Below are 25,615 nucleotides of genomic sequence, written 5' to 3' on the forward strand. Positions count from 1 at the left end.
CTTTCATCCTAGGCAAACCATGACTCAAAGAACAGCAGTGACAGGCGTGGGCATGACCCCGTTCGGGAAGTTCCTGGACCGCTCGACGCGCAGCCTGGCCGAGGCGGCCGTGCGCGATGCGCTCGGCGACGCGGGCATCGCGCCGGCGCAGGTGGACCAGGTCTATTTCGCCAACGCGGCCGCAGGGCTGATCACCGGCCAGGAAATGATCCGTGGCCAGGCGGCCCTGCGCCACACCGGCCTGGCGGGCAAGCCGATTTTCAACGTCGAGAACGCATGCGCCTCCAGCAGCACCGCGTTCCACCTGGCCTGGCAGGCCATCCAGGGCGGCCAGGCCGACATCGTGCTGGTCGTGGGCGCCGAGAAACTTTCCCACCCCGACAAGAGCGTGTCGTTTGGCGCCTTCGGCAAGGCGGTCGACCTGGAAGAGCCCATGCCCGAGCATATCGGGTCCGGCTCGGGCACGATCTTCATGGACATCTATGCGGAGAAGACGCGCAAGTTCATGCGCGCCACCGGCGCGACCGCGCAGGACTTCGCCCGCATCGTGGTCAAGAGCCGGCGGGCCGGCGCGCGCAACGGCAACGCCCAGTTCCGCAAGGAAACCACCATCGAGGAAGTGCTGGCCAGCCGCATGATCAGCGATCCGCTGACGCTGCCGATGTGCTCGTCGATCGGCGACGGCGCAGCGGCCATCGTCCTGTGCTCGGCCCGCGCCCTGGCCGGCCTGACCGGCGCCCGGCCCGTCTGGGTGGGCGGCTCGACGCTGGTGACGGCGCTGGACGACGCCGACCAGCCCAATTGCGCCACCCGCGTGTCGCAGGCCGTTTACCGGCAGGCCGGCATCGCCCCGTCCGAGATCCACGTAGCCGAAGTGCACGACGCCTCGGCGCCGGCCGAACTGATCCATTACGAAAACCTCGGGCTGTGCCCGCCGGGCGGCGGCGTGGACCTGCTGCGCAGCGGCGCGACCGATCTCAACGGCCGCGTATCGGTCAACGCCAGCGGCGGACTGCTCAGCCGCGGCCATCCCATCGGCGCGACCGGCGTGGCCCAACTGGTCGAACTGACCCACCAATTGCGCGGCGAGGCCGGCGCGCGCCAGCGCGAACACGCCAAGGTGGGGCTGGCCGAGAACAACGGCGGACAGCTCGGCGGCGACGCCGCCGTGGCCGTGGCGACGATTCTTCATCTTTGATGCAACACCCCGGCAGGCTTTGCCCAGGCACTCTGCCAAGACAATATCCACAGGAGACAACCGTGTTCCATGACTTTCGCCACAAACTGGCCAGGCGCCTGGCGCTGCGCCGCATGTTCGCCCTGGCGCTGGCCGCCTGCGCCGCGCCGGCCCTGGCCGGTACCGACGCCTTCCCGTCGAAATCGATCGCCGTCGTCGTGCCCATGTCGCCCGGCGGCGCCACCGACGTGCTGGCGCGCCTGCTGGCCCAGCACCTGACGCAGGCCCTGGGCCAGCCGGTCGTGGTCGAGAACAAGCCCGGGGCCACCGGCTCGATCGGCGCCCAGCACGTCGCGCGCGCCGATCCCGAGGGCTACACCCTGCTGCTCGCGCCCAGCAGCGTGGCCGTGGTCAATCCGCTGGTCTCCAAGGTGCCGTACGACTTCGAGCGCGATTTCCGCCCGGTGGGCCTGCTGGCCCATGCCGAGACCGTCCTCGTGGCCAGCAGCGCGTCCGGCCTGAAATCCCTGGACGACGTCATCCGCTACGCGAAGCAGAATCCGGGCAAGCTGAAATTCGGCTCCAACGGCCAGGGCGGCGCGCTGCACCTGGGCGCCGAATTCCTGCAGCAGGCCGCCGGCATCGAGCTCACGCACATCCCCTACAAGGGCGCGTCGCAGGCCGAGACGGCGCTGGCCAGCGGCGAGATCGACCTGATGGTGACCAACACCATCTCGGCCATGCCGCACATCCGCGCCGGCCGCCTGGTCGCCCTTGCCATCGCCAGCCCGGGCAGCTCGCGCGAGTTGCCGCAGGTGCCCTCGGCCTCCGCCACCCTGCCCGGCTACGCGGTCGATACCTGGCTGGGTCTGTATGCGCCGGCCAGGACCCCCGATGCCGTGGTCGCGCGCCTGAACGCCGCCACCAACGCCTTCCTGGGCGAAGCCGCCACGCAGGAGGCGCTGCGCAACCGCGGCTTCGAACCGGCGCCCGGCACGCCCGCCGCGGCCTTGCAGTTCCAGCGCGGCGAAGCGGCCATGTGGGAAAAGGTGGTGACCCAGGCCAAGGCGCGCGGCAGCCTGGAGTGAGCCCGCGCATGCCGTGGTCCGCAGACAGCCTGGTGTATCTTTGCCCTTTGCTTTCTTCTGACTACGGCATCCGACATGGCTCGCAAACCAGCAAACTCCAAGTGGGGGGCAGACCTTCCATCGCGCGACGAAATGTTCCAGGTCAAGCGGCGCGCCCTGATTCGCGAAGCGGGCAAATCGTTCAGCCGCCTGGGCTACCACAACGCGTCGCTGGACGACGTCGCCCGCGCCCTGCATGTATCCAAGCCGGCGCTCTACTACTACGTCAAGGACAAGAACGAAATCCTGTTCGAGTGCCACAACTTCGCGCTCGATCTGGGCGACCGCGCCATGGAAGAAGCCCGCGCCGCGCAGGCCACCGCATTCGGGCGGCTGCGCGAGTTTGTGTTCCGGTATGTGCACATGATCAACGGCGAACTGGGCAGCTACGCCGTCCTGACCGAACCGGCCACGTCGCTGCGCGAACCCGAGCGGCAGGCCATCCTCAAGCGGCGCCGCCAGTTCGATTCGGCCCTGCGCCAATGGGTGAACGAGGCCATCGCCGACGGCGACATCGCGGACAACGATCCCGGCCTGGTGGTCGCGTTCTTCATGGGCGCGATCAACCAGATTCCGCTGTGGTTCAACCCGGAAGGCCCGATTCCCGGCGAACAGGTGGCGCGCATTTTCTCCAATCTCATTTCCTGCGGCATGCGGGGCGAGCGCGGCAACGCGCCGCCAGGCCGCGGATAGCCATCGGCAGCCAAGCATGACGAAAGACACGACCACCCCGGCCCGCAGCGGCCCGCTTGCGGGACTGCGGATCCTCGAACTGGGCACCATGATCGCCGGGCCCGTGGTGGGCACCCTGCTCGCCGACTTCGGCGCGGAGGTGATCAAGATCGAGCAGCCCGGCACGGGCGACACCTTGCGGCAGATCGGCCCCTTCGAGCAGGGCGAAAGCCTGTACTGGAACGTCGAGGGGCGTAACAAGAAATCGGTCACCCTCGATCTGCGCCTGCCCGAAGGCCAGGCCCTGCTGCGCGACCTGGCCCGCCAGGCCGATGCCGTGGTCGAGAATTTCCGTCCGGGCACGCTGGCGAAGTGGGGCCTGGATTACGCCGAGCTGGCCAGGGCCAATCCGCGCATCGTCATGCTGAGCATTTCCGGCTTCGGCCAGACCGGGCCGAACGCGAGCCGGGCCGCGTACGACCGCATCGCCCTGGCCTTCGGCGGACTGATGCACCTGACCGGCTACCCCGACCGGCCGCCGCTGAAATCGGGCAACTCGCTGGCCGACTACCAGTCGGCGCTGTTCGGGGCGTTTGCGCTGATGATGGCCTTGTACCAGCGCGACGCCTGCGGCGGCCCGGGGCAGCACATCGACCTGGCGCTGTACGAATCGGTGTTTCGCTTCACCGATGTGCTGTCGGCCGCCCACGACCGGCTGGGCACGGTGCGCCAGCGGCAGGGCAATGTGCATTTCGCCGCGGCGCCCGGCGAGACTTTCGAAATGCGCGACGGCCGTTTCCTCATCCTGACGGTCTCCAACAGCGCCATGTTCGCGCGCCTGTGCGCCGCGATGGACCAGCCCGCGCTGGCGGCCGAGCCGCGCTACGCCACCCATGAGCTGCGCTGGCAGCACATCGGCGAACTCAACGGCACGGTCGCCGCCTGGATCAAGGACAACGACCCCGAGCACGTGTTCGCGGCCCTGCAGGCCCAGGGCATCGCCCATGCCACCACCTATTCCATCGCCGACATCTTCGCCGACCCGCACTACGCGGCGCGGCAGAACATCGTCACGGTCGACACGCCACGCCTGGGGCCGCTGAAAATGCAAGGGGTCGGCCCCAAGTTCTCGGCCACCCCGGCCGGGCCGATCGCGCCGGCCCCCGCGCTGGGCGAGCACACGGCCGAAGTGCTGGGCGGCCTGCTGGGCCTGAGCGAGGCAAGCATCGCCGGCCTGGCGGCGCGCGGCGCCATCTGAACGGCCGCGGCGCCGCGCGCGGCGCGGCTAGATCCTGCCCATGAGCAGCAGGACGATCAGGACGAGCAGCACCACGCCCAGCAGGCCGCTGGGCGTATAGCCCCAGCCGCGGCTGTGGGGCCAGGCCGGCACCGCCCCGATCAGGGCCAGGATCAACAGGATTATCAAGATGGTTCCCAACATGGCGCATGCTCCTATTCGATCGCGCAGCGGCGCGCGGTCCGAGAGCGCCAGCAAGTATCGGGCCCAGCCCGCAGGCGCCGCGCCATGCGCGCGGCGTCAGAGGGCCATCAGCATCTCGTGCCAGGCCATGCCGCCATGATCGGAGGCCGACGGCCGCACGTAGCGGTATCCCAGCCGTTCGTACAGCGCGACATGGCGCTGCTTGCACATGAGGTGGATGGTGCGCTTGCCCAGCGCGCGCATACGCGCGACGAAGACGCGCATCATGGCCGTGGCGTGGCCGCGCCCCTGGCAGGCCGGGTCGACCGCCACCGACATGATCACGACGTTGGGCGCCTGCGGATCGTGCCCGACCAGCTCCTTGAAGGCCTCGTCGGACATGACGACCTCATGGGCGCAGCCGCTGTTGATGAAACCAATGACGGCGCCATCGAGCTCCATCACGAGAAAGCCCTTCGGGTACAGCGCGATGCGCCGGGCGATTTTCTCGCGCGTGGCCGCCTCGTCGCCCTCGTAGGCGGAAATCTCGATCTGGTGGCAGCGCGCCGCGTCGGCGGGCACGGCGGGGCGGAACAGGGGCTGGGCTGGAGACACGGCAACGACTCGGCGGATACGGGCATGGCGGCGCGGCGATGCGCGCCCCGGGCATCATAGTCCTCCGTCGTCGTCGCGCGGGTACTCCTTGCCCAGAAACTCCAGCAGCTCGCGCACCGCGGGCATCACGCCGCGACGCGAAGGAAAGACCGCATGCACCTGGCCGGGCGCCGGCTGCCACGGCTCGCACAAGGCCACCAGCGTGCCAGCGCGCAGTTCCTCGCGCACCATCACCAGCGGCAACACGCCGGCCCCCACGTCCGCCAGCACCGCGGCCTTGAGCGCTGTCGCGTCGTCGGTCGCCAGCCGCGGCCGCAAGGCCACGGCAAAGCGGCGGCCCTGGTCGTCCTCGAGGTCCCAGCGCCCTTCGCGCAGGTCCGTGCCCAGCGCCACCGACGGCAGGCGCGCCAGGTCTTCGGGCCCGCGAATGGCCGCCCCCCGCGCCAGCAGGCGCGGGCTGGCCACCAGGCGCTGGCGCGCGACACCCAGCGGCTTCATGACCAGGTCGCTGCTCTCGACCGGCCCGAAGCGCACTCGCACCGCCAGGTCGAACCCCTCGCTCAGCACGTCCACCGGGCGGTTGAGGCTCTTGAGATGCACATGCACCTTGGGGCACTGGATCATGAACCGCGCCACCAATTGCGCCAGCGCGCCCTGGATCAGCGCTGGCGGCGCGGTTACGCGCAGGATGCCCTGGGGCTCGGCGTGGCCGCGGTCTATGACTTCCTGCGCGGCCTCGGCGCCGGCCAGCATGGCCTGGCACTGGGCGTAGTACTCCTGGCCGATGTGGGTCACCGAGAAACTGCGGCTGGAGCGGTGCACCAGCCGCACGCCCAGCCGTTCCTCCAGCGCCGCCACGCGCCGGCTCAGGCGCGACTTGGGAATGTTCAGCAGCCGCCCGGCCTGCGCGAAGCCGCCGTGGCGCACCACCTGCACGAAGTAATAGAGATCATTGAGGTTTTCCAGGCTCTTCTCCCGAATGGATATCCGCCGACGCACCCCGCGGCGGCCAGCCCGCGCAGGCGCCTGGCCGTGCGTGTGCCTGTCCCCGCGGGGACAGGCACACTGCCGTACGCCATCGACGCTTGACGGCCAAGACGGTATCTGTCCCCGCGGGGAAAAGGCACCCTTGCCGCAGGTGCCGCTCCCCATGCGGGGACAGGCGCCCCGCGCATCGATGGCGGCCGTCCCTCAGCGCCGGGAATCGAGGATTTCGTTGTTCTTCAGCACGTCCTGCGCCTTGACGTAGCTTTCGATCAGCAACTGGTAGGCGGGGAACACCTGGGTGTAGACCTCGGCCCATTGCTGCGCGTCCTCGCGGTTCCAGGTGCGCTGCAACTCGGAGGCCACGGCGGCCGTGTCCATCGGCACGACGCCGGCCTGCACCACGCGGGCCAGGGTGATCTCCTGCGCCATCTTTGAATAGGTGCCCGAGGCGTCGATCACCGCGAAGACCTTGTAGCCATCGGCCACCGCGCTGATCGACGGGAACGCCATGCACACGCTGGTGATGGTGCCGGCGATGATGAGCGTCTTGCGCCCGGTGGCCTTGACCGCCGCGACGAACTCGGGGTTGTCCCAGGCGTTGATCTCGCCCTTGCGCGCCACGTACCGGGCATGCGGGGCGTTGGCGTGGATTTCCGGAATCAGGGGGCCGTTGGGGCCTTGCGGCACCGAGGCCGTGGTAATGACGGGCAGCTTGCTCAGCGTGGCCATCTTGGCCAGCGCCGCGGCGCGGGCGCGCAGCTCCGGCATCGGCATGTCGCCCACCGTCTGGAACAGGCCGCTCTGGTGGTCGATCAGCAGCATCACGGCGTCGGCGGGATCGATGACGGGACGCAGGCCGTTGAAGTTGGCGGGTACGGACATGACTTTCTCCTGGAGAGACGCGCCCTGGAAGGCGCGAAAAGTAACGGTCCGCACATAGTAAAAACAGGACGATCCTGGCACTAGATCCAAATTTCTCCACGCATCGTCGCAAAAAAGGAACGATGCGGGAAAGCGCGATCGGCCGCCCCGCTTGCGAGGCCGGCGCGGCGCCGCGAGCCGCGCCGCCGCCCGCTAGCGCATCTGCCCGCGCAGCCTGGCCAGCGCGCCCAGCCAGTACGGCCGGAAGCCGTCGGGGTTTTCGCTCATGGGGAAGTGCCCCAGATCGGCCATCTCGTGGAACTCGGCCTGCGGCACCAGCGCCGCCAGTTTCCGGGTGTTGTCGGGCGAGGCGGAGTAATCGTAGGACCCCGTCAGCAGATAGACCGGCACGTCGGTGCGGGCGAGCTCCCGCCCGACCAGTTCGCCGTCGAACTCGTTGCTGTAGAAGCCGAGATCGCCGCTGTATATGCCGAACCCCGCCTGGCTGTAGATCCAGCACGCCTCGTCGCGATAGGCCTGCGGGCTGGTCGGGCTGAGCAACGCGCGCACATACGACGGATTGTGCAGGCCGGCATTGACGCGGGCATCCGCCAGCAAGGGACTGCGGCGGCCGGGCGCGCGCCAGGGCGCCTCCAGCGCGATGACCCCCGCCACCAGGTCGGGGCGGCGCGCACCCAGGACGAGCGACATCGCCGCCCCCATCGAGCACCCCATGACGATGGCGGGCGCCTTGACGACCTGCTCGAGGAACTGCACGCACGCATCCAGATAGGCTTGCTGGGTCAGCAGGTACGCCTCGCCGTCGCTCCAGCCGGCCGGCATGCCCGAGCGGCCGTGCCCGGGCATGTCGAAGGCATACATCTTCCAGTCGCGCGCCACCTCGACATCGCTCAGCTGATGGCGGAACTGGCGCGAATCGGCGCCCGCCGTATGCAGCATGACGATAGGCGCGCCGGCGCCGGACTCCTCCCAATAGACCGGGCTGACCGGCGAATGGCCGGCGCCATGGACGGTATAGCGTCCCTGGATGAGCGCCATGTCGCGCGCCGCGGCGGGCGCCTCGGCCCGGCGCTTGCCGCGGTGCGCGAGTTCGACCAGGCGCTCCAGGCAGGGCAGCAGATGGGCAAGCCGCAGCGGCTCGCCGGTGACGCTGAAGCGCTCGTTCTGCCGGATGATCGCCCCGAAGCTCTGCCAGCCGGGCTCGACCGGATCCGCCTTCAGCAGCTGCAGCCACGCCAGGTCGTCGGCCTCGATGGCGACATCGGCCGCGTCGGCCGGCGCCCCCGGCTGCACGGCCCACCCGTGCGGCCCCACCGCCAGCCGCCAGCGGCCGGACGGCGCCGCCAGCGCCAGCGTGGCGCTCAGCCCGGTCGCAGCCCTGGCCAGTACCGCGTCGGCCACCGCATCGTCCAGCCATGCGTCGACGGCCGCGTTCAATTCCTTGTTGTCCTGCATCGTGGTACTCCGATCAATCTGCGGTGAGATGCGCCTGCTTGGCGACGCGTGTCCATCGCTCCATTTCCTGGCGCAGGTATTGCGTGAGTTCGGCCGGCGTGCTGCCGATGATTTCGAGCCCCGACTCCACGTAGGTGCGCTTGACCTCGGGCGCATTGACCGCCGCGCGGATATCGGCGCTGAGCTTGTCCAGGATCGCCGGGTCGGTTCCCTTGGGCGCGAAGAACGCATACCAGGAAGTGAAGTCGTAGCCGTCCAGCCCCTGCTCGGCCAGCGTCGGCACATCCGGCAGCGCGCCGGCGCGCTGCCTGGTCGTGACGCCCAGCGCCCGCAGCTTGCCGTCGTTGATGTAGGGCCGCACCAGCATGATGTTGGCGAAAGTCAGGTCCACCTGCTTGCCCAGCACGTCGGTCACGGCGGGCGCGCCGCCCTTGTACGGCACGTGGAGGATGTCCGCGCCCGTTTGCGCCTTGAACAGTTCCGCGGCCAGGTGCCAGGGGCTGCCCGGCCCGGCCGAGCTGTATTTCAGCGTCGATTTGCCGGGCTTGGCCAGTTCGAGCAGCTGCTTGACGTCCTTGGCGGGCAGGTCCGGCCGCACCACCAGCACGTGGGGCGCCCCCGCCAGCAAGGTGATCGGCGCGAAATCCTCGATGGGGTCGAACTCGGTCTTGTTGAGGAAGATCCGGTTGGTCGCCACCGCCATGGACGTCATCATGATCCGGTAGCCGTCGGGCGCGGCGTTGGCCACGGCCTGCGCGCCGATGAAACCGGCCGCGCCGGCGCGGTTCTCGATCACCACCGGCTGCCCCCAGGCCGCGCCCAGGCGTTGCCCCAGCGCGCGCGCCAGGATGTCGGTGCCCCCGCCTGCCGGCCAGGGCACCACGATCGTGACCGGCTTGTCCGGAAACGCGCCGGCCGCCGCCATGCCGGGCTGGCCGATAGCCAGCCCCATCGCCACCAGGGCGGATACCGCAAACTTGGAAATCATGGCTGTCTCCTTGCCGGGCCGAGGCGGCGGTCGAGCCCCGCCGCCCGGCTTCCTGTGGTCAGATATTCAACAGCTTGCGCGCGTTGAGCTCGAGATAGGCCCGCTCGCTGTCGGCCGACAGGCCCAGGCCGAGCGTGTCGCTGACCGTCTGCGTGACGGGACGCAGCGGGTAGGCCGACCCGTACACCATCTGGTCGCGCAGCGCGCCGTTGGCCGCGTCGATGTAGGCCTGCCCGCCCGGGGCGAAGACGTACATGTCGGGCGACACGAACAGGTTGGTGTGCTTGAACGCGACCCCCAGGATCTGCTGCACATACGGGTAGCCGCCGTGGCCCAGGATGATTTTCAGTTCCGGGTAGCGCGTGCACAGGCGATCGACGTACAGGGGATCGGACACGCCGATGTCGGCGCCCGCATAGGGCCCGCTCATGAGGTTGACGGGAATGTCCAGCTCGATGCATTTCTCGTAGACCGGGAAAATGCGCTCGTCGTCCGGCGTGCTCTGGATCTGCCGGCCCGGTTCGATGAAGATGCCCTTCAGGCCCAGCGACTTGATCGAACGGACGGTTTCCTCCACGGCGTTGTGCGCGGTATTGGAAACGTCGATGCCGGCAAAGCAGACGAAGCGGCCGGCGTACTGGTCCTGGATCTGCGCCAGCCGCTCGTTGGGAATGAAGGCCGCGTTGAACTGCTTGCCCATGAACACGGCCGGACTGTTGCGGCCCTGGACCACGGCGATCTCGATGCCGGCCTGGTCCATTTCCTCGAAGAACAAGTCCATCGAGCCTTCGACGAACGCGCGCGACACCTGCTTGGCGCCGGTTCGCGCTCCGTGCCAGGTGATGCGCGGGATATCGAAGTATTCGCGGAACTCCGGCAACGGCGGCCGGCAGCGCATATCTATGATTCGGTTCATTTCTCTTACTCCAGTCCTAGCAATCTGGCCGCATTGCGGTGCAGGATTTTCTCGGCGAGTTCGCTGTCGAGATCCCACTGGCGAAAGCCTGCCACGCTCTCCTTGAGCGGCCGGCTGGGATAGGCGGTGCCGAACAGCAGGCGGTCGGCCAGGTAGAACTTCGCGGCGTTGATGTATTCGTGCGCGCCGGGCGTGTGCACGTGGTTCATGTACAGGTCCGGCGATACGTAGACGTTGTCGTGCAGGAAGGCGACTTCGAGCATGGGCATGACGTTGGGCCATGCCGCGTGCGAAACCACGATCTTCAAGCGGGGGAACTTGCGCGCCACCGTGGCCACCGGCGACGGATTGCCGTAGCTGGTGGGATGCCCGGCCATCGAGGACAGGTAGCCGCTCAGGGTGATGGACAGCGGCAGCTGCAGTTCCTGGGCGCGCTCGTAGAGCGGGAACAGGCTGGGGTCGTCGGAATACAGCGGCACGAAGCCGGCGCCCGGCTCGATCGAAATGCCCTTGAATTCGTCGGACCTGGCGTAGCCGTCCAGGTCGGCCACCGCCTTGTCGATGTCGCGCAGGTCGATGCCGGCGAATCCGACGAAGCGGTCCGCGTGCTGGCGCACGAAGTCCGAGATCTCTTCGTTGGGCACGATCCCGTGCGGGGGAGCCGATTGGCGGCCCATCACCACGCCCCAGGTGATATCGGCCTCGTCCATTTCGGCCAGCAGGTCGCCGATGTCCTGGGTGCCCACCGACTTCGGCCGCGGAAAACCGTAGCGCGTGGGGTAGTACGCCGTCCCTTCCTTGAACTGGGCGGTCGACTTCCAGGACTGCAGCGGCGGGCGTAAACGCATGTCTATGGTCATGACTCGATTCCGTCGTAACGCGGTGGCGGCCGCCTGGCCGCCACGCCGCTATTTGCCGTGGCCGATGGCGCCGGCCTCGATGGCGCCTTCGTCGATCAGCACCTGGTTGGCGATCTTGAACGCATCCAGGCCCGCCGGGATGCCGCAATAGACCGTGGCCTGCAGCAGCACTTCCTTGATTTCGTCGGGCGTCACGCCGTTGGTCAGCGCGCCCTTGACGTGCAGCTTGATTTCGCCAGGCCGGTTCAACGCCGTCAACATGGCCAGGTTGATGATGCTGCGGGTCTTGCGCTCCAGGCCGGGACGGGTCCAGGCATAGCCCCAGCACCACTGGGTGGTGATGTCCTGGAACGCCATCATGAAATCGTTGGCGCTGCGCATGGAGCCGTCGACGTACTCGGCGCCCAGCACTTCCCTCCTGACCTGCAGACCCTTGTCGAACATTTCGGTACTCATATCATCCTCCCAAAGATTCGTCATATTGACATACAATCCTACCGTTGAGCAAGCCATTTCTGGCGATGGGGAGTGCTAGACTCTCTGCCGATATCCAGGGATGTCCGCCGCCGGACGGCCTGTCTCTCGTAGCCCAAGCAAAAATGACCGCCAGCCCTCTGTCCATTTCACCTGCTCTTGCCCCTGTACGCCGGCAGATCGAGGATCGCCTGCGCGAGGCCATACACGGGGGCTTGCTCAAGCCGGGCGAAAAACTGATCGAACGCGATCTGTGCGAGCGGCTGGGCGTGAGCCGCACGTCGCTGCGCGAAGCGCTGCGCCAGCTCGAGGCCGAAGGGCTGATCAACCTGGTGCCGTACCGCGGCCCGGAAGTGGCGTACCTGTCGCTGAAAGAAGCCGAGGACATCTACCAGATGCGCGAACTGCTCGAAGGCTTTGCCGGCCAGCAGTTCGCCGCGCTGGCCACGCCGGCCGAGCGGCAGGAGCTGGACGAGTGCTTCGACGCCATCCGCGCCACGATCAAGGCCGGCGAGTACGCGCGCCTGATCGAGCTGAAGGAATCGTTCTACCGCACCCTGCTCAATGGCGCCCGCAACGACGTGGCGCGCGAAACGCTGCTGCGGCTGAACGGACGCGTGCGCCGGCTGCGGGCCATCTCGCTGTCGGCCTCCGACCGGCCGCTCGAAACCCTGGCCGAACTCGAAGCGGTGATGGCCGCCATCCGCAACCAGGATCCGGAAACGGCGCGCCAGGCCTGCTCCCATCACGTACGGCAGGCCGCCAAGGCGGCGCTGGCGCTGCTGCGCCAGCAACTGGCCGACGCCTCCTAGGCGCGCCAACGCCGCTCGCCTCAATCGATCAATGCAAGATCCAGGAACGCGTCCACGTCGACCGGACGGCGAATGATGCGCTCGTCCTTGAGAAAGGCCGCCGACTGTTTCATCTGGGCCTGCACGGCCTGCGGCATGCGCAGCGAGAACGCGTAGTTCCCGACCGCATCGCGGGCCACCGTATCGGGCAGGTCGAAGGTAGCGGCGAACAGCGCGCCGGCGGCGCCGGGGTCGGCCTTGATCGCCTCGTTGGCGCGGGCGATGCCGCGCAGCACGGCCCGCACCGCCTCGGGCTGCTGCTCGATGTACGGCCCGCGCGCCACGATCACATTGATGTTGTCGTTGATGCCCGTGCCGTTCCTGAGCTCCCTGACGACGCCATCGGCGCGCAGGCGCGGCAGCAGCGGATCCCAGATGACCGCCGCGTCGATGCTCTTGTTGCGCAGGCTGACGTTCATGTCCGCCGGCTGCATGTTGACCAGTTCGACATCCTTCACCGTCATGCCCGCCTCGTCGAGTATCCGGTACAGCAGTTCATACACCGTCGAGCCATAGGTTGTCGCCACCCGCTTGCCCTTCAGGCCGGCCACGTCGGCGATGGCCAGGTCCGCGCGCACCACCAGCGCATGGCTCCTGGGCGCGGTCGAACCCAGCGCGACGATCCGCGAATCCTGGCCGGCCGAACGCCCGATGGTGGCGGGCACCACGCCCAGGATGCCCAGGTCCAGCTCCTTGGCGGCCATGCCCTCGCTGACCAGGCCGCCGGCGCTGAACTGGCGCCAGGTCACCCCCTTGTCGATGCCGGCCTGCTTCAGTTCCTCTTCGATCAGGCCCTTCTGCTTGGCGTACAGCACGTTGGTGTAAGGCAGATAGGGCATGAAGCCGATGCGGATGTCATCGGCCCAGGCGTTCCTGCCCGCCACGAGCGCCAGGAGGGCCAGTAGGCAGGCCATGCGATGGATGAACGTCGACATAGTGTTTCCTTTGTTCGTGGGCGCCGCGTGCGGCCCGCCCGGTCAATGGGTGGCGAAGTGGGTGTCGTAGATGTGCTCGCGCAGCGCCGTGAACGCGGCCGCCCCGCGGCTGCGCGGCTTGGGCATGTCCACGTCGATGACGGCCTCGACCGCGCCCGGGCTGCTCGACAGCACGAGGATCCGGTCGGCCAGGAAAATGGCCTCCTCGATATCGTGGGTGACCAGCACGCACGACAGCTTTTCCTGCTGCTGGATGCGCAGCACCTCCGCCTGCATCGCCACGCGCGTCAGCGCATCCAGCGCGCCGAAGGGTTCGTCGAGCAGCAGCACGTCGGGCGCGTAGGCCAGCGCGCGCGCGATCGCCACGCGCTGCGCCATGCCGCCCGACAGCTGGGCCGGATAGGCGTCGATGAAGCGGGTCAGCCCGACCAGCCGCAGCTTGTCCTCGATGGCGCGCGCCCGCGCCGCGCCGTCGAGGCGATGCAGGCCCAGGCCGATGTTCTCGCGCACCGTCATCCACGGCACGAGCCGGTGGTCCTGGAACACGAAGCCGCGGTCCAGCCCCGGCCCGGTCACCGGCTTGCCGTGCACGACCATCTCGCCGGTGTAGTCCTGGTCCAGCCCGGCCATGATGCGCAGCAAGGTGCTCTTGCCGCAGCCGCTGGCGCCGAGGATGGCCAGCACCTCGGCAGTTCCTACCTCGATGGACACATTGGCCAGCGCCTGCACCGGGCGGCCTTCGCGGCCGGGATAGGTCTTGGAAATGCCGCGCGCGCGTATGCAAGGTGATGTCATCTCGATGTTCCTTTACGCGCCGGGGAAATCCTGGCGCCACTTGACGAGACTGCGCTCCACGAGCCGCAGCGCGTCGTCGGTCAACTTGCCCAGCAGGCCGGTCACCAGCATGCCGACGATGACCACGTCGCTCTGGGCCAGCGCGCGCGCCTGCATGATGAGATACCCCACGCCGCTGCTGGCGGCGATCAGCTCGGCAGCCACCACGCACATCCACGCGATGGTGATGCCGATGCGCAGGCCGGTCATGATCTGGGGCAACGCGCCCGGCAGGATGATCTTCTGCACGAAGGCGCCGCGCTTGAGCTCCAGCACGCGCGCCAGGTCCACGTAGCGCCCGTCGGTCTGCCGGATCGCGTCCAGGGTGTTGAAGAGGATGGGAAAGACGGCGCCGATGAAAATGATGAACACCTTGGCCGCCTCGCCCAGCCCGAGCCACAGGATCGCCAGCGGGATCCAGGCGATCGGGGGAATGGGCTTGAGGATCTTCAGCAGGAAATCGCTGGCCGCGTTGAATTTCTTCGACAGGCCCATCGCCAGGCCCAGGCCCAGGCCGGCCACGGCGGCCAGCGCGAAGCCCTGCGCCACCCGCAGCGCGCTGATGCCCACATCGCGCAGCAGCTCGCCGCTGGCCAGCAGGTCGATGAAGGTCGTGAACACCACCGTGGGCGCCGGCAGGATGTATTCGTCCACCCAGCCCAGCGTGGCGGCCATTTGCCACACCGCCAGCAAGGCCAGCGGCACCAGGTATTTCCACCAGCCCAGCGCCAGCCCCTGGGCGCGCTGGCGCGCGGCGCGCGGGGCCGCCGCCCCCGGCGACGTTGCATTCGACATTTTCCGGTCTCCTCTTTTCATGTTCCGTTCCCGACAGCCGGCGCTTCAGCCAGCCTCTCGCACAGTCATTTTCATCATATTGACATACAATCGTACAAACTAAACTGGTGCTTTCCCTAGCGGGCGGCGCCGCGCCGGCGTGGCCGGCGCCTGGCTAGGCGAGCGTGGGCAGGTGCAGCAGGGCTATCCCTTGCGGGTCCCGGGGATGGGTCGGATAGCGGGTCATGACCGCGGGGTCATGGCCGGGCACCACGTGCGAGGGCGAGCCGGCGGCGCGCACCAGCCGCTCGAACCCGTCCAGCATCTCGGCCACGTCCGCGACCAGCGGAAACGGCCGCGCGGCCTCCAGGTTCTCGTAGAAATGGCTGGCATCGGAAGCCAGCACGACCCAGCCCCGCTGGGTCATGACGCGCACGGCCTGCAGGCCCTTGGTATGGCCGCCGACGTGCAACACCTCCACGCCTGGCGCCACCACGCCGGCGCCGTCGTGGAACACGACCCGGCCGGCATACAGCTTGTGGATGAAATTCGATACGTCGGCGGGCGAGTAGGCGAACCGCAGCGGCGCATGGCACATGCAGCGGCCGGTGGCGAACTCGACTTCCTTGTCCTGGATGTGAAAGCGGGCGCGCGGAATCTTCTCCAGGTTGCCCGCATGGTCGTAGTGCAGGTGGGTGATGATGACATCGTCGATATCGTCCGGCGCCACGTCCAGCAGGCGCAGGGCCTCGATCGGGCAGCGGCTCTGCTCGCGGTTGCGGGCGGCCGCCTCGGGCGGATTGAACCCGGTGTCGACCAGGATCGTCCGGGCGGGCGACTTCAGCAGCCACACGTAATAGTCCAGCGGCATCAGGCCGGCGTCGTGCTCGTCGGCCGGCAGGAAATTCTCGTTGCGCCGCCGTTGCTGGTAGGTGGCGTACTTGATGGCAAACACTTCGTAGTTGTCGTTCATGCTCGAACAGGTTCCGTCAGGCAGTGTGAAAGTCAGGCGGCGCGGATCAGCGCGGCGGCCCGTTCGGCCACGGCGATCGTCGGGATATTGGTATTGCTGGACACCTGGAACGGCGCCACCGACGCATCGGCCACGCGCAGGCCCTGGAGGCCGTGCACGCGGAATGCGGGATCCACCACGCTCATGCCGTCGGTGCCCATGCGGCAGGTTCCCAGCGGATGCCAGCAGGTATCGCCGGTCTCGCGCGCGTAGCGCAGCAGCTGCTCGTCCGTATCGAGCGCCGGCCCGGGGCGTATTTCCTCCCGGACCAGCTCGCTCAGGGGCGCGCGGGCGGCGATATCGCGGATGGTCCTGACGATATCGACCGTCACCTGGCGGTCCCGCTCGGCCTGCAGGTAGTTGGCGGAAATCCGCGGCGCCTGGCGCGGGTCCCGGCTCTGGATATGCAGCGCGCCACGCGAATGCGGATGGATGAAATAGCCGCCGATATGAAAGGCCGAGAACGGGTCCAGGCCCGAACCCTCGTTTTTCGACACGCGCTGCGCGCCGCTGGACAGGCCCAGCTGGATGCGGACATCCGGGTGCGAGGTGGCGAAACGGCTCTTGACGAAGGCCATGGCGGTCAGCGAACCGCACGCGAACATGCCGCGCCGCGCCAGCACATACTTGGCCAGTTCGCGCGCCTGGTACCAGGGGCTGCGCAGGAAGTCGAAAATGGTGCGGGGAACCGCGCTGCGCAGGCACACGCGCACCATGTAGTGGTCCTGCAGATTCTCGCCCACCCCGGGCAGCGCCAGCACCGGCGCGACGCCGTGGCGGGCCAGGATCCCGGGCTGGCCGATGCCGCTGAGCTCGAGCAGCTGGGGCGAGCGGATGGCGCCCGCGCACAGGATCACTTCGGCGTCGGCGCGAATCCGCGCCAGCTGTCCGCCGATCTCGACCTCCACGCCGGTGGCGCGCAGGCCTTCGAACAGGACGCGGTGCACCACGGCGTTCTCCTCGATGACGAGATTGCCGCGGCCGCGCACGGGATCGATATAGCCGCGCGACGCGCTGGCGCGCCGCCCGTTGCGGATCGACGCCTGCATGTACGTCGCGCCGGCGCGGAAATCGCTGTTGAAGTCGTCGAGCAGATCCAGCCCGCTCGCCTGGCAGGCCTGCACGAAGGCGGCGCCGACCGGCTCCGGCGCGATCCGCGATATGCCGATGGGTCCCTGCGTCCCGCGCTCGCCCGAGGCCGGGAACATGCAGGTCTCCAGCTTCCTGAAGTACGGCAGCATGTCCTCGTAGCCCATGCCCGGGCAGCCCAGCCCGGCCCAGTCGTCATAGCGCGACGGATTGCCGCGCACGGCCAGCATGCCGTTGACGGAGCTGCCGCCGCCCATGATGCGCCCGCTGGTCCAGCGCACCGCGCGCCCGCCCAGCAAGGGTTCGGGACCGGCTTCGGCCTCCCACAGGCAGGACGGATCGTTGACCAGCTTGCCCACGCCCAGCGGTATCCGCGCCCACAGGCGCCGGTCGCTGCCGCCCGCCTCCAGCAGCAGCACGCTGCGCCCGCTCTCCTCGGACAAGCGGCTTGCGATCACGCATCCGGCAGAGCCGCCGCCGACGACGATGTAGTCAAACACGCGCTTCTTTTCCACCTTGCTTCCCGCTCAAAGTTGTTGACACCTGGGCCCGACTTCCTGAAGAATAGTACTATTGTACGACAATATGATCAATGATCGGTTTTGTAACCTGGAGGGAAGGACGTGCAAGACAGTCAAGACAACGGCCAATCGGGCCTGGCCGCGATGTGGATCGGCGGGCGCGAAACCCTGGCGCAGGACGGCCAGACCATCGAGATCGCCAACCCCGCCACTCGCCAGCCCCTGGCGCGCGTGCCGCGCGGCCGCCAGGCCGAGGTGGACCTGGCGGTCGCCGCCGCCAGCCAGGCCTATGCCGGCTGGCGCGCCTGCTCGCCGCGCGAGCGCGCCGACGCCTTGCTGCGGATCGCCGACAGCCTGGCCGCCGAAAGCGAGGCGCTGGCGCGCCTGCTGGCCACGGAGACGGGCAATGCGCTCAGGACGGCGGCGCGGCCGGAGGCCCAGGGCGCCGCCGGCATCTTCCGCTACTACGCCGGCGTGGCGGGCGAGGCCAAGGGGGAGACCGTGCCCGGCGCCGAAGGAACGCTGGCGTACTCGGTGCGCGAGCCGCTGGGCGTGGTGGCCGCCATCATTCCGTGGAACTCGCCGGTGGCCGCCGCCGCGGTCAAGATCGCGTCGGCCATCGCGGTCGGCAACACCATCGTCGTCAAGACCGCCGAGGACGCGCCGCTCAGCGCGCTGAAGCTGGCGGCGCTGTGCAACGCCGCCCTGCCCGCCGGCGTGGTCAATTGCCTGACCGGGTATGGCAGCGAATGCGGCGCCGCCCTGGCCATGCACCCGGGCGTGCGCAAGATCAGCTTCACCGGCTCGACCGAAACCGGCAAGGCCATCATGCGCGCCGCGGCCGACCGGATCGTCCCGGTTTCGCTGGAACTCGGCGGCAAGAGCCCCTCGATCGTCTATCCCAGCGCCAACTGCGACTGGGCGGTCGACGGCGTCATGACGGCCATGCGCTTCACGCGCCAGAGCCAGTCGTGCACCGCCGGCTCGCGCCTGTTCGTGCATCGCGACATCTACGACGACTTCCTGCGGAAGCTGGCCGGCCGGCTGGACCGGCTGGTGGTCGGCGATCCCCTGGACGAAGCCACCGACATGGGCGCGCTGATCAACCAGCGCCAGCACGCCAAGGTGAACGACTACATCGCATGCGGGCTGGCCGAACCGTCCGCCCGCTTGCTCGCCGGCGGCCCGTCGCCCGGCGAAGGAAGGCTGGCCCAGGGCTACTTCGCGCTGCCGACCCTGATCGCCGGGGTCGACAACGGCTGGCGCGTGGCGCGCGAGGAAATCTTCGGCCCGGTACTGGTCGCCATACCCTGGTCGGACGAGCGGCAAGTGCTGGAAATGGCCAACGACACGCACTATGGCCTGGCGGCCTACGTCTGGACCACCGACCTGGGCGAAGCCATGCGCGGCGCCAGCGCGCTCGACGCCGGCTGGATCCAGGTCAATCGCGGCCACGCCCCGGGCGTGGGCGTGTCGTTCGGCGGCGTCAAGAACAGCGGCTTCGGCCGCGAGTTTTCCCTGGAAGGCATGCTCGACAGCTTCACCCAGCGCAAGAGCGTCACCCTCGACTTCAGCCACGCATGACAAGGAGAAAGACCATGATTCGCTTTGCGCGGATTGCCCCCCTGCTTGCCGGCGCGGCCCTCGCGCTGGCCGGCGGCCCGGCCGCTGCCTACCCGGACAGGACCGTGCGCATCGTCGTGCCGTTCCCGCCCGGCACGGTCACGGACCTGATGGCCCGCAAGTACGCCGAGGAACTGTCGCGGCAGCTGCGCCAGACCTTCGTCGTGGAGAACAAGCCCGGCGCCGGCGGCACCGTAGCCGCGCAACATGTCCTGAATTCCCAGGCCGACGGCTACACGGTGCTGTTCGTATCGTCGGCCCACGCGGCCGCGCCGGCGCTCAACCCCCGCCTGCCCTACGACACCGTCAAGGATTTCTCCGGCGTCGCCCTGCTGGGCAGCACCCCCACGCTCGTCGTCACCAACCCGGCGGCCGGCATCGGCACGCTGGACGCGCTGCTCAAGCAGGCGAAAACGCGCGAGCTGACCTACGGCTCGGCCGGCATAGGCAGCGCGGCGCACCTGGCCTGCGAATACTTCGCCGCCGCCGCCGGCATCAAGCCGCTGCATATCCCGTACAAGGGCTCGAACGAATATGTGGCCGAAGTCCGGGCGGGGCGCATCGACTTCGCCTGCCCGCCCGTGGCCACGCCGCTGCCGTTGCTGCGCGCGGGCGAACTGGCGGGCGCCGCCATCATGGACGCCGCCCGCTCGGACCTGATTCCGGATACGCCCACGACCGGGCAAGCCGGCCTGCCCGGCGTCGAGTACGGCATCTGGTATGGGGTGCTGATGCGCCGCGGCGCGCCCGCACCGGCCGTGTCGGCGCTGTCCGCCGCGATCCGCAAGGTCAACGAGCAGGGCGATATCGCCGCGCCGCTGCGAGCCCAGGGCGTATCGCTGAAGTATCTGCCGCCCGCCGAATTCGACGACTACATCCGCCAGGAGGTCGACAAATTCCAGGGCATCGCCACCCGCGCCGGCATCACGGAATAGGCGGCGCGGGACCGGCCTGGCGCAAGGCCAGGCCGGCGGCGGCGCGCTAGTTCACCCGGGCGCGCTTGCCCAGGTAGACGATGGCGATGATGGCCAGCGAAAAGGCGATGGTCAGCCCGTCGAGCGACTCGCCGACGATGGGCACGGCGAACAGCAGGGCCAGGAAAGGCTGCAGCAGCTGGACCTGGCTCACGCGCACCGCGCCGCCCACCGTCATGGCGCGGTACCAGATGAAGAACCCGATCCACATGGGAAACACGCCCAGGTAGCCGACCCCGCCCCAGGCCTGCCAGGAGACCGCGTCGGCCGGCCAATAGGCCAGGCTGACGGCCAGCATCGGCAGGAACGTGACGGCCAGTATCCAGCTGATGACCTCGCCGGCCGACATGGCCGCCGACGCCTTGGCGCCGGTGACATAGCCGATGGCGCCCACGATGACCGCCGCCAGCAGCATCAGGTCGCCATAGCCGACCTGGCCGTTGCCGCGATACAGGGCGAAGGCCAGCACCAGCGCGCAACCGGCCACGGCGCACAGCCAGAACGCGGCCGAGGGCCGCTGGCGGAACAGGATGGCGCCGAACACCGCCGTCGCCAGCGGCAGCACGCCGGTGAACACCGCCGCCTGCATGGCGTCCACGTAGCGCAGCGCCAGCGCGAGGAACAGCGGAAAACCGACCACCGTGCCCATGCCGCTGGCGAACAGCGACATGCGCACCCGCCTGGGCGGCAGCGGCGAACGGATGGCGAGCAGGTAGAGAATGCTCAGCAGGCCGGCCAGGGCGGCGCGCGCGCAGGTGACGAAGACCGGCGAAAGCTGGGGCGCCGAGGTATCGCCGACCGCCAGCCGCGTCATGGGCAGCGACATGGCGAAAATGGCCACGGCGACCAGGCCCATGAGCAGGCCGCCGCTCTCGCCGCCGGCCTTGGATCCCGCTGGGTTCATGTCCGTCATCCTTGTTGGGCGGGGTTCCGCCCGGTGGCATACAGGCCCAGCGCCAGCCAGGCCAGGTAGTCGTCCAACGCCGCGGCGGCGTCGTACTCGGGGCGGTAGCCGACCTCGTCGCGCAGCGCCGCGATGGAGAAGGGCGCGCGCGGCGTGGGCGTCTGGCGCCCGACGTTGACCTGCTCCGGGGTATCCACGAAGCGGTATTCGAAGCCCGGGAAGCGGGCGCGCACCAGCTCGCACCACTGCTGGGCCGACCAGCGCCCGCCGGTGCCGATCTGGTAGACGGGCCGGCCCAGTTCGCGCGCCAGCAGCAGCTTGTGCACGGCCTGCGCGACGTCCGGGGCATAGACCCAGTCGTCGGGCAGTTGCCGCGCCAGCGCCGCGGTTCCGCCCGCGCGGGCCTGGCCGAGGATCTGGTACGGGATGCTGAGCGTGTCGCGCACGCCGGTGTCGTGCTCCCAGCGGCCGAACACCACGCCCAGGCGCGCCACCACCACGTCCAGCCCGTGCTGGGCGCGGTAGCGGCAAGCCAGCCGCTCGGCCGCGTACTTGGTCACCCCGTACAGCGAATCCGGCACCGGCGGGTCCTGGTCCGGATCCAGCAGGCCGTCGGTGCGGCAGCGCGCGCCGTAGACCGAGCCCGTGCCCAGCTGCACGACGCGCCGGATGCCGCACGACGCGGCGGCCGCCAGGACCTCCAGCGTGCCCAGCAGGTTGACCTCGATCACGGCGTGCGGCTGGGCGCGCTCGCGCTCCAGGCCCGCGGTGATCGCCGCGCCGTGGACCACGTCGGTGATCCCGTGCTGCGCGAACACGGCGCGCAGGCGCGCCCCGTCGCGCACATCGCCCTGCACGGCCTCGAACCGTCCGCCCAGCGCCCCGAGATAGTCCATGACCTGGGGCGGCGGCGCCTCGCTGCCGTACGACACGACGCTCATACCCGCCTTGAGCAGGCGCTCCACGATATTCAGGCCGACGAAGCCGGCCCCGCCGGTGACCAGGATGTTCAAGACTTGCCTCCCGACATGCCGGTGATGGTATCGGCCATGGCGCGCGGATCGCGCTGCGGCCAGCGGCCGCTGGCCGCCTGCGCCATGAAATCGCCCAGCACGCGGTTGAAGGCTTCGCTGGCCTCCAGGTTGATGGTGTGGCCGCAGTTGGGGATGACGCTGAGCGCGGCCGACGGAATGACGCGCTTGAGCATCAGGCCCGGCGCCAGGCAGGGCCAGTCCTCGTCGCCGTTGAGGATCAGCGTGGGAACGGTCAGCCTGCCCAGCTGTTCCTCGAGCTCGTACAGCGACGGGCGCTCGCGCTGCACGCCGAGCTGGGTGTTGGCCGAGCCCAGCGCCGAGTGGGTTTTCATGAGCGCGACGAACTCGGCGAAACCGAGCGGGTCCGCGCGCAGGAAAGGCATGCGCGTGGGGCCCTGGGTATAGCGCTCGGCGAAGGCCGGCATGCCCAGTTCGAGCAGCAGCCGCGCGCTGGTTTCGGACTCCTGGCGGAACAGGTCGCGGCGGCCGGGCTCGGCGCCATAGCCCGCCCCCGCCACGCACAGCGACAGCGCGCGCTCGGGATGCGTCAGGCCCAGGTGCAGGGCGGCGAAGCCGCCCATCGACAGGCCGACGACGTGCGCCTTGGCCGCGCCAACCGCGTCCATCACCGCGACGATGTCGCGCACCGCCTGCGCCTGCGAGTACGCCGAGACGCTTTCAGGCACCTCGGAGGGCGGGTAGCCGCGGGCGTTGAAGCGGATGCATTGGTACTGGCGCGCGAAATGCCGCACCTGCGGCTCCCAGCTGCGCAGGTTGCCGGCAAACTCGTGGACGAAGACGATGGGGGTGCCCGCCCCGGTCGTTTCGTAGTGCAGACGCACGCCATCGGAAGCTATCGCGGTTGCCATGGTTTCTACTCGCCTTTGAGGCCGAGATGCCGCGCGGAATCGTCGATGATCCGCGCATAGTCCATCCCGGGAAGTTGATCGATGAAAAGCTCCAACTCGACGGGGCAGCCCACCGCCAGCCCGTCCAGGTAGCCGTCGGCCGACAGGCGGCCGGCGCCCAGCGGGGCGCGCCGCGCCTGGCCCGGATGGCCGGTCCAGGTCACGTCGCACCACTGCGTCAGGCCGATGGGCACGCCCTGGCCGTCCAGCAGCCGCGGCAGGTCCGGGTCGGCCCACAGGTGGAAATAATCGACATTGATCGTCGCTTCGCCGAAGGCATCGCGCAGCGCCTCCACTTGCGCGATGGTGTTGACGCAGCTCTTGGAAAAAACGTTGGAGAGGTTAAGCGGCTCGATCGCCAGCCGCACGCCGGCCGCGCGCGCCTGCGCGCCAAAGCCCTGCAGCGCCTGCGCCACGGCCTGCCGCGCCTGCTGCAGCGGCACGGATTCGTCGTCGGCGCCCACGATGACGTTCAGCGCCGCCGCGTCGAGCGCGGCGGCCGCCTCCAGCAGCCGCAGGTTGCGCCCGGCCTGGTCGGCCGCGCCGCCCCGGAAGAACCCGGCGGTGTTGATGGACGAGACGCGCAATCCCAGGCCATCGAGCAGCGACGCGATCGCCGGCAGGGGCATTTCGTCCAGCGCGGCGGCGGTCAGGCCGATGCCGCCGAAGCCGGCCTGGGCCACCCGGGCCGCGAACACGGGCAGCGGCGTATCCGCCGGGCAGAGGTAGTGGTTTACCGCGTACAGCGGCGGGCGATCCGTTTGCATGGCTAGAAGTAGTCGAACAATTCCGGCACGCCGGGGATGAACACCATGGCCACCATGAAGGCGAACAGCAGCAGCACGAACGGCACGCAGCCGCGGAACACCCGCATCACCGGCACCTCGCTGATCGCGCTGATGGCGAACAGGTTCAGGCCGATGGGCGGCGTGATCACCGCGATCTCCATGTTCAGGATCACGAAGATACCGAAGAAAATCGGATTGATGTCGAATCCGGCCAGCATGGGCAGCAGGATGGGCATGGTGATCAGGATGACCGAGATCACTTCCAGGAACATCCCTATCACCAGGAAGAACAGCATCACCCCGATGTAGAACCCCGCCTTGGACAGGTCCATCGACGACACGAAGTCGAACATGGCGTGCGGCACCCGTTCGTTGGTCATCGCATAGCCGAACAGCTGCGCGCCGGCCAGGATCAGCATGATGAGCGAGGACGTGGTGGCCGCGTCGGTCAGCACCGCCAGCAGCTTGCGCGCCGTCTGGCCATAGAACAGCGCCAGCGCCAGCGCATAGACGCAGCTGACCGCCGCCGCTTCCATGGGCGTGAAGATGCCGGAGTAGATCCCGCCGAGCACGATCACCGGCGACATGAGCACGCCCAGCGCGGCCTTGAACGCCTTCCAGCGCTCGGCGGCCGTGGCCTTGGGCTGCGGCGCCACGCCGGACTTGCAGCCGAAGATGTAGGCCACGATGACCAGGCAGATGGTCAGCACGATGCCCACCGCGGCGCCGGCGGCGAACAGCCCGGCGATCGAGCTTTCGGTCACCATGCCGTAGACCACCAGCGGCACGCTGGGCGGCAGCAGGATGCCCAGCCCGCCGGCGCTGGCGATCAGGCCCACGCACAGCGTGCGGTCATAGCCGCGCTTGACCATCTCCGGGATCATCACGGTGCCGATGGCCGCGGCCGTGGCCACCGAGCTGCCGCAGATCGACGAGAACATCGCCGTGGCGATGACGGCGATGGCCAGCAGCCCGCCGCGGGTGTGCCGCAGGAACGTGTCGATCAGGTGGATCAGGCGCATGGTGGCGCCCGTGCGGCTGAGGATCTCGGCGGCCAGGATGAAGAACGGAATGGCCAGCAGCCCGGACGAGTTGAGCGAACCGAACAGCTGCGAGGCCAGGGCGTCGGCCGCGGCGTTCTGGGTCAGCAGATAGGCCAGGCCGCAGGCGCCCAGGGCGAAGGCCACCGGCATGCCGCCGACCAGCGCGGCGAACAGCGTCGAAAAAGTAGCGAACATGGTTTTCTCTCAGATCGAGCGCTAGGCCGTGGGGCTATGGACGGCTTCCGAAACCAGCGCCGAGGCGGGAGTCTTGAGCAGGTGGACGACGCGCTGGACCAGCCGCACGGTCAGCAGGAAACCGCCGATGGGCATGATGAGCTGCGGCACCCACAGCGGCAGCCTCAGCATGGTCATGGTGGTCTCGCCGAAGATCCAGCTGTCGTGCACCAGCACCATGCCCGAATAGGTCAGGTAGGCGGCGAACGCGGCGGACATCAGGCTGCCGAATATATCGAGCATCCGCCCCACCGCGGGCGAGGCCAGCGTGAAGATGACGTCGATGCGGATGTGCATGTTCTTCTTGGCGGCGATGGACGCCGTGAAGAACACGCTCCAGATGACCATGTACGAGGCGATCTCGTCGGCCCCGACCATCGATACCCCGAACAGGTTGCGGCCGGCGATCTCCGCGACGATCAGGATGACCGAGAGGGTCAGGAAGACCCCCCCGACCATCAGCTCGACCGTGTCCCAGGCCTGCCCCAGTCTGCGCAGTAATGTCAGCATGATGTCTT

At 68.8% G+C, this 25,615-nt stretch carries 27 protein-coding genes; 7 read left to right on the plus strand and 20 right to left on the minus strand.

All coding sequences use genetic code 11. The features are described 5' to 3' along the window. The first annotated feature begins 19 nt into the window (after positions 1 to 19). The 4 genes from EL288_RS18775 (at position 20) to EL288_RS18790 (ending at position 4,234) form a co-directional block, all read left to right on the plus strand. Complete coding sequence (locus EL288_RS18775) at positions 20 to 1,198, plus strand: thiolase family protein (RefSeq protein WP_003808858.1); 1,179 nt, start codon at positions 20 to 22, stop codon at positions 1,196 to 1,198. 62 nt (positions 1,199 to 1,260) lie between these two features. Then, positions 1,261 to 2,265, plus strand: coding sequence for a tripartite tricarboxylate transporter substrate binding protein (locus tag EL288_RS18780; protein ID WP_003808856.1), 1,005 nt, complete (start codon positions 1,261 to 1,263; stop codon positions 2,263 to 2,265). 75 nt (positions 2,266 to 2,340) lie between these two features. Further along, positions 2,341 to 2,997, plus strand: a complete 657-nt coding sequence (locus tag EL288_RS18785) for a TetR/AcrR family transcriptional regulator (RefSeq protein WP_223851111.1) — start codon at positions 2,341 to 2,343, stop codon at positions 2,995 to 2,997. A gap of 16 nt (positions 2,998 to 3,013) precedes the next feature. Beyond that, a complete protein-coding gene (locus EL288_RS18790) occupies positions 3,014 to 4,234 on the plus strand; it encodes a CaiB/BaiF CoA transferase family protein (RefSeq protein ID WP_003808851.1) in 1,221 nt (406 codons plus the stop codon). A gap of 27 nt (positions 4,235 to 4,261) precedes the next feature. On the opposite strand, the gene EL288_RS18795 is transcribed toward EL288_RS18790, so the two are convergent. From EL288_RS18795 to EL288_RS18835, 9 genes are all read right to left on the minus strand, one after another. Then, complete coding sequence (locus tag EL288_RS18795; RefSeq protein ID WP_033448253.1) at positions 4,262 to 4,417, minus strand: DUF3309 family protein; 156 nt, start codon at positions 4,415 to 4,417, stop codon at positions 4,262 to 4,264. 96 nt (positions 4,418 to 4,513) lie between these two features. Further along, entirely contained in the window at positions 4,514 to 5,011 is a 498-nt protein-coding gene (locus tag EL288_RS18800) for a GNAT family N-acetyltransferase (RefSeq protein WP_033459286.1), read from the minus strand. Between the two features lie 54 nt (positions 5,012 to 5,065). Beyond that, entirely contained in the window at positions 5,066 to 5,977 is a 912-nt protein-coding gene (locus EL288_RS18805; RefSeq protein ID WP_033459329.1) for a LysR substrate-binding domain-containing protein, read from the minus strand. 225 nt (positions 5,978 to 6,202) lie between these two features. Then, entirely contained in the window at positions 6,203 to 6,880 is a 678-nt protein-coding gene (locus tag EL288_RS18810) for an isochorismatase family protein (protein ID WP_003808846.1), read from the minus strand. Between the two features lie 192 nt (positions 6,881 to 7,072). Next, the gene (locus tag EL288_RS18815; protein ID WP_003808844.1) at positions 7,073 to 8,335 is read right to left on the minus strand and encodes an alpha/beta fold hydrolase; all 1,263 of its coding nucleotides are present in this window, start codon (positions 8,333 to 8,335) and stop codon (positions 7,073 to 7,075) included. A gap of 13 nt (positions 8,336 to 8,348) precedes the next feature. Continuing rightward, complete coding sequence (locus tag EL288_RS18820; RefSeq protein ID WP_003808841.1) at positions 8,349 to 9,323, minus strand: Bug family tripartite tricarboxylate transporter substrate binding protein; 975 nt, start codon at positions 9,321 to 9,323, stop codon at positions 8,349 to 8,351. Positions 9,324 to 9,381: 58 nt separating this feature from the next. Then, positions 9,382 to 10,239, minus strand: coding sequence for an amidohydrolase family protein (locus EL288_RS18825; protein WP_003808840.1), 858 nt, complete (start codon positions 10,237 to 10,239; stop codon positions 9,382 to 9,384). Between the two features lie 5 nt (positions 10,240 to 10,244). Beyond that, positions 10,245 to 11,099, minus strand: a complete 855-nt coding sequence (locus EL288_RS18830; protein WP_003808838.1) for an amidohydrolase family protein — start codon at positions 11,097 to 11,099, stop codon at positions 10,245 to 10,247. 48 nt (positions 11,100 to 11,147) lie between these two features. After that, positions 11,148 to 11,555: a carboxymuconolactone decarboxylase family protein gene (locus EL288_RS18835; RefSeq protein ID WP_003808835.1), complete on the minus strand. Its 408-nt coding sequence runs from the start codon at positions 11,553 to 11,555 to the stop codon at positions 11,148 to 11,150. A gap of 143 nt (positions 11,556 to 11,698) precedes the next feature. Here EL288_RS18835 and EL288_RS18840 point away from each other — a divergent pair, with 143 nt between their 5' ends. Next, positions 11,699 to 12,385 carry a GntR family transcriptional regulator gene (locus EL288_RS18840; RefSeq protein WP_003808833.1) on the plus strand — a complete coding sequence of 229 codons (687 nt, stop codon included), beginning with the start codon at positions 11,699 to 11,701 and terminating at the stop codon, positions 12,383 to 12,385. Between the two features lie 20 nt (positions 12,386 to 12,405). Here EL288_RS18840 and EL288_RS18845 read toward each other — a convergent pair whose 3' ends face one another. The 5 genes from EL288_RS18845 to EL288_RS18865 form a co-directional block, all read right to left on the minus strand. Further along, positions 12,406 to 13,359 (minus strand): aliphatic sulfonate ABC transporter substrate-binding protein, encoded by a 954-nt coding sequence (locus tag EL288_RS18845; protein ID WP_003808831.1) that lies wholly within the window; start codon positions 13,357 to 13,359, stop codon positions 12,406 to 12,408. Between the two features lie 42 nt (positions 13,360 to 13,401). Then, the gene (locus EL288_RS18850; protein ID WP_010926036.1) at positions 13,402 to 14,154 is read right to left on the minus strand and encodes an ABC transporter ATP-binding protein; all 753 of its coding nucleotides are present in this window, start codon (positions 14,152 to 14,154) and stop codon (positions 13,402 to 13,404) included. A 12-nt stretch (positions 14,155 to 14,166) separates the two neighbouring features. Continuing rightward, a complete protein-coding gene (locus tag EL288_RS18855) occupies positions 14,167 to 14,988 on the minus strand; it encodes an ABC transporter permease (protein WP_033459289.1) in 822 nt (273 codons plus the stop codon). A gap of 154 nt (positions 14,989 to 15,142) precedes the next feature. After that, complete coding sequence (locus tag EL288_RS18860) at positions 15,143 to 15,940, minus strand: N-acyl homoserine lactonase family protein (protein WP_003808825.1); 798 nt, start codon at positions 15,938 to 15,940, stop codon at positions 15,143 to 15,145. Between the two features lie 32 nt (positions 15,941 to 15,972). Next, positions 15,973 to 17,568, minus strand: a complete 1,596-nt coding sequence (locus EL288_RS18865; protein WP_225665690.1) for a GMC family oxidoreductase — start codon at positions 17,566 to 17,568, stop codon at positions 15,973 to 15,975. A 123-nt stretch (positions 17,569 to 17,691) separates the two neighbouring features. Here EL288_RS18865 and EL288_RS18870 point away from each other — a divergent pair, with 123 nt between their 5' ends. Both EL288_RS18870 and EL288_RS18875 read left to right on the plus strand, forming a co-directional pair. Next, positions 17,692 to 19,173 (plus strand): aldehyde dehydrogenase family protein, encoded by a 1,482-nt coding sequence (locus EL288_RS18870; protein WP_003808822.1) that lies wholly within the window; start codon positions 17,692 to 17,694, stop codon positions 19,171 to 19,173. Between the two features lie 14 nt (positions 19,174 to 19,187). Continuing rightward, positions 19,188 to 20,147, plus strand: coding sequence for a tripartite tricarboxylate transporter substrate binding protein (locus tag EL288_RS18875; RefSeq protein ID WP_225665688.1), 960 nt, complete (start codon positions 19,188 to 19,190; stop codon positions 20,145 to 20,147). 46 nt (positions 20,148 to 20,193) lie between these two features. Here the strand turns inward: EL288_RS18875 and EL288_RS18880 are convergent, their stop codons facing one another. The 6 genes from EL288_RS18880 to EL288_RS18905 are packed head-to-tail and all read right to left on the minus strand — an operon-like array spanning position 20,194 to position 25,607. After that, positions 20,194 to 21,099 carry a DMT family transporter gene (locus EL288_RS18880; RefSeq protein WP_033459292.1) on the minus strand — a complete coding sequence of 302 codons (906 nt, stop codon included), beginning with the start codon at positions 21,097 to 21,099 and terminating at the stop codon, positions 20,194 to 20,196. Further along, the gene (locus EL288_RS18885; protein ID WP_003808814.1) at positions 21,096 to 22,103 is read right to left on the minus strand and encodes an NAD-dependent epimerase/dehydratase family protein; all 1,008 of its coding nucleotides are present in this window, start codon (positions 22,101 to 22,103) and stop codon (positions 21,096 to 21,098) included. The genes EL288_RS18880 and EL288_RS18885 overlap by 4 nt, the downstream gene beginning before the upstream one ends. Further along, positions 22,100 to 22,993 (minus strand): alpha/beta fold hydrolase, encoded by an 894-nt coding sequence (locus tag EL288_RS18890; RefSeq protein ID WP_003808813.1) that lies wholly within the window; start codon positions 22,991 to 22,993, stop codon positions 22,100 to 22,102. The genes EL288_RS18885 and EL288_RS18890 overlap by 4 nt, the downstream gene beginning before the upstream one ends. Before the next feature lie 5 nt (positions 22,994 to 22,998). Continuing rightward, complete coding sequence (locus EL288_RS18895; RefSeq protein WP_010926035.1) at positions 22,999 to 23,799, minus strand: sugar phosphate isomerase/epimerase family protein; 801 nt, start codon at positions 23,797 to 23,799, stop codon at positions 22,999 to 23,001. 2 nt (positions 23,800 to 23,801) lie between these two features. Next, positions 23,802 to 25,058: a TRAP transporter large permease gene (locus EL288_RS18900; RefSeq protein ID WP_003808809.1), complete on the minus strand. Its 1,257-nt coding sequence runs from the start codon at positions 25,056 to 25,058 to the stop codon at positions 23,802 to 23,804. Between the two features lie 21 nt (positions 25,059 to 25,079). Beyond that, on the minus strand, positions 25,080 to 25,607 hold the full coding sequence (locus tag EL288_RS18905) for a TRAP transporter small permease (protein WP_003808807.1): 528 nt from the start codon (positions 25,605 to 25,607) through the stop codon (positions 25,080 to 25,082). Positions 25,608 to 25,615: the final 8 nt, after the last annotated feature.

The sequence above is a fragment of the Bordetella bronchiseptica genome, from assembly GCF_900636925.1.
Taxonomy (GTDB): Bacteria; Pseudomonadota; Gammaproteobacteria; order Burkholderiales; family Burkholderiaceae_B; genus Bordetella; species Bordetella pertussis.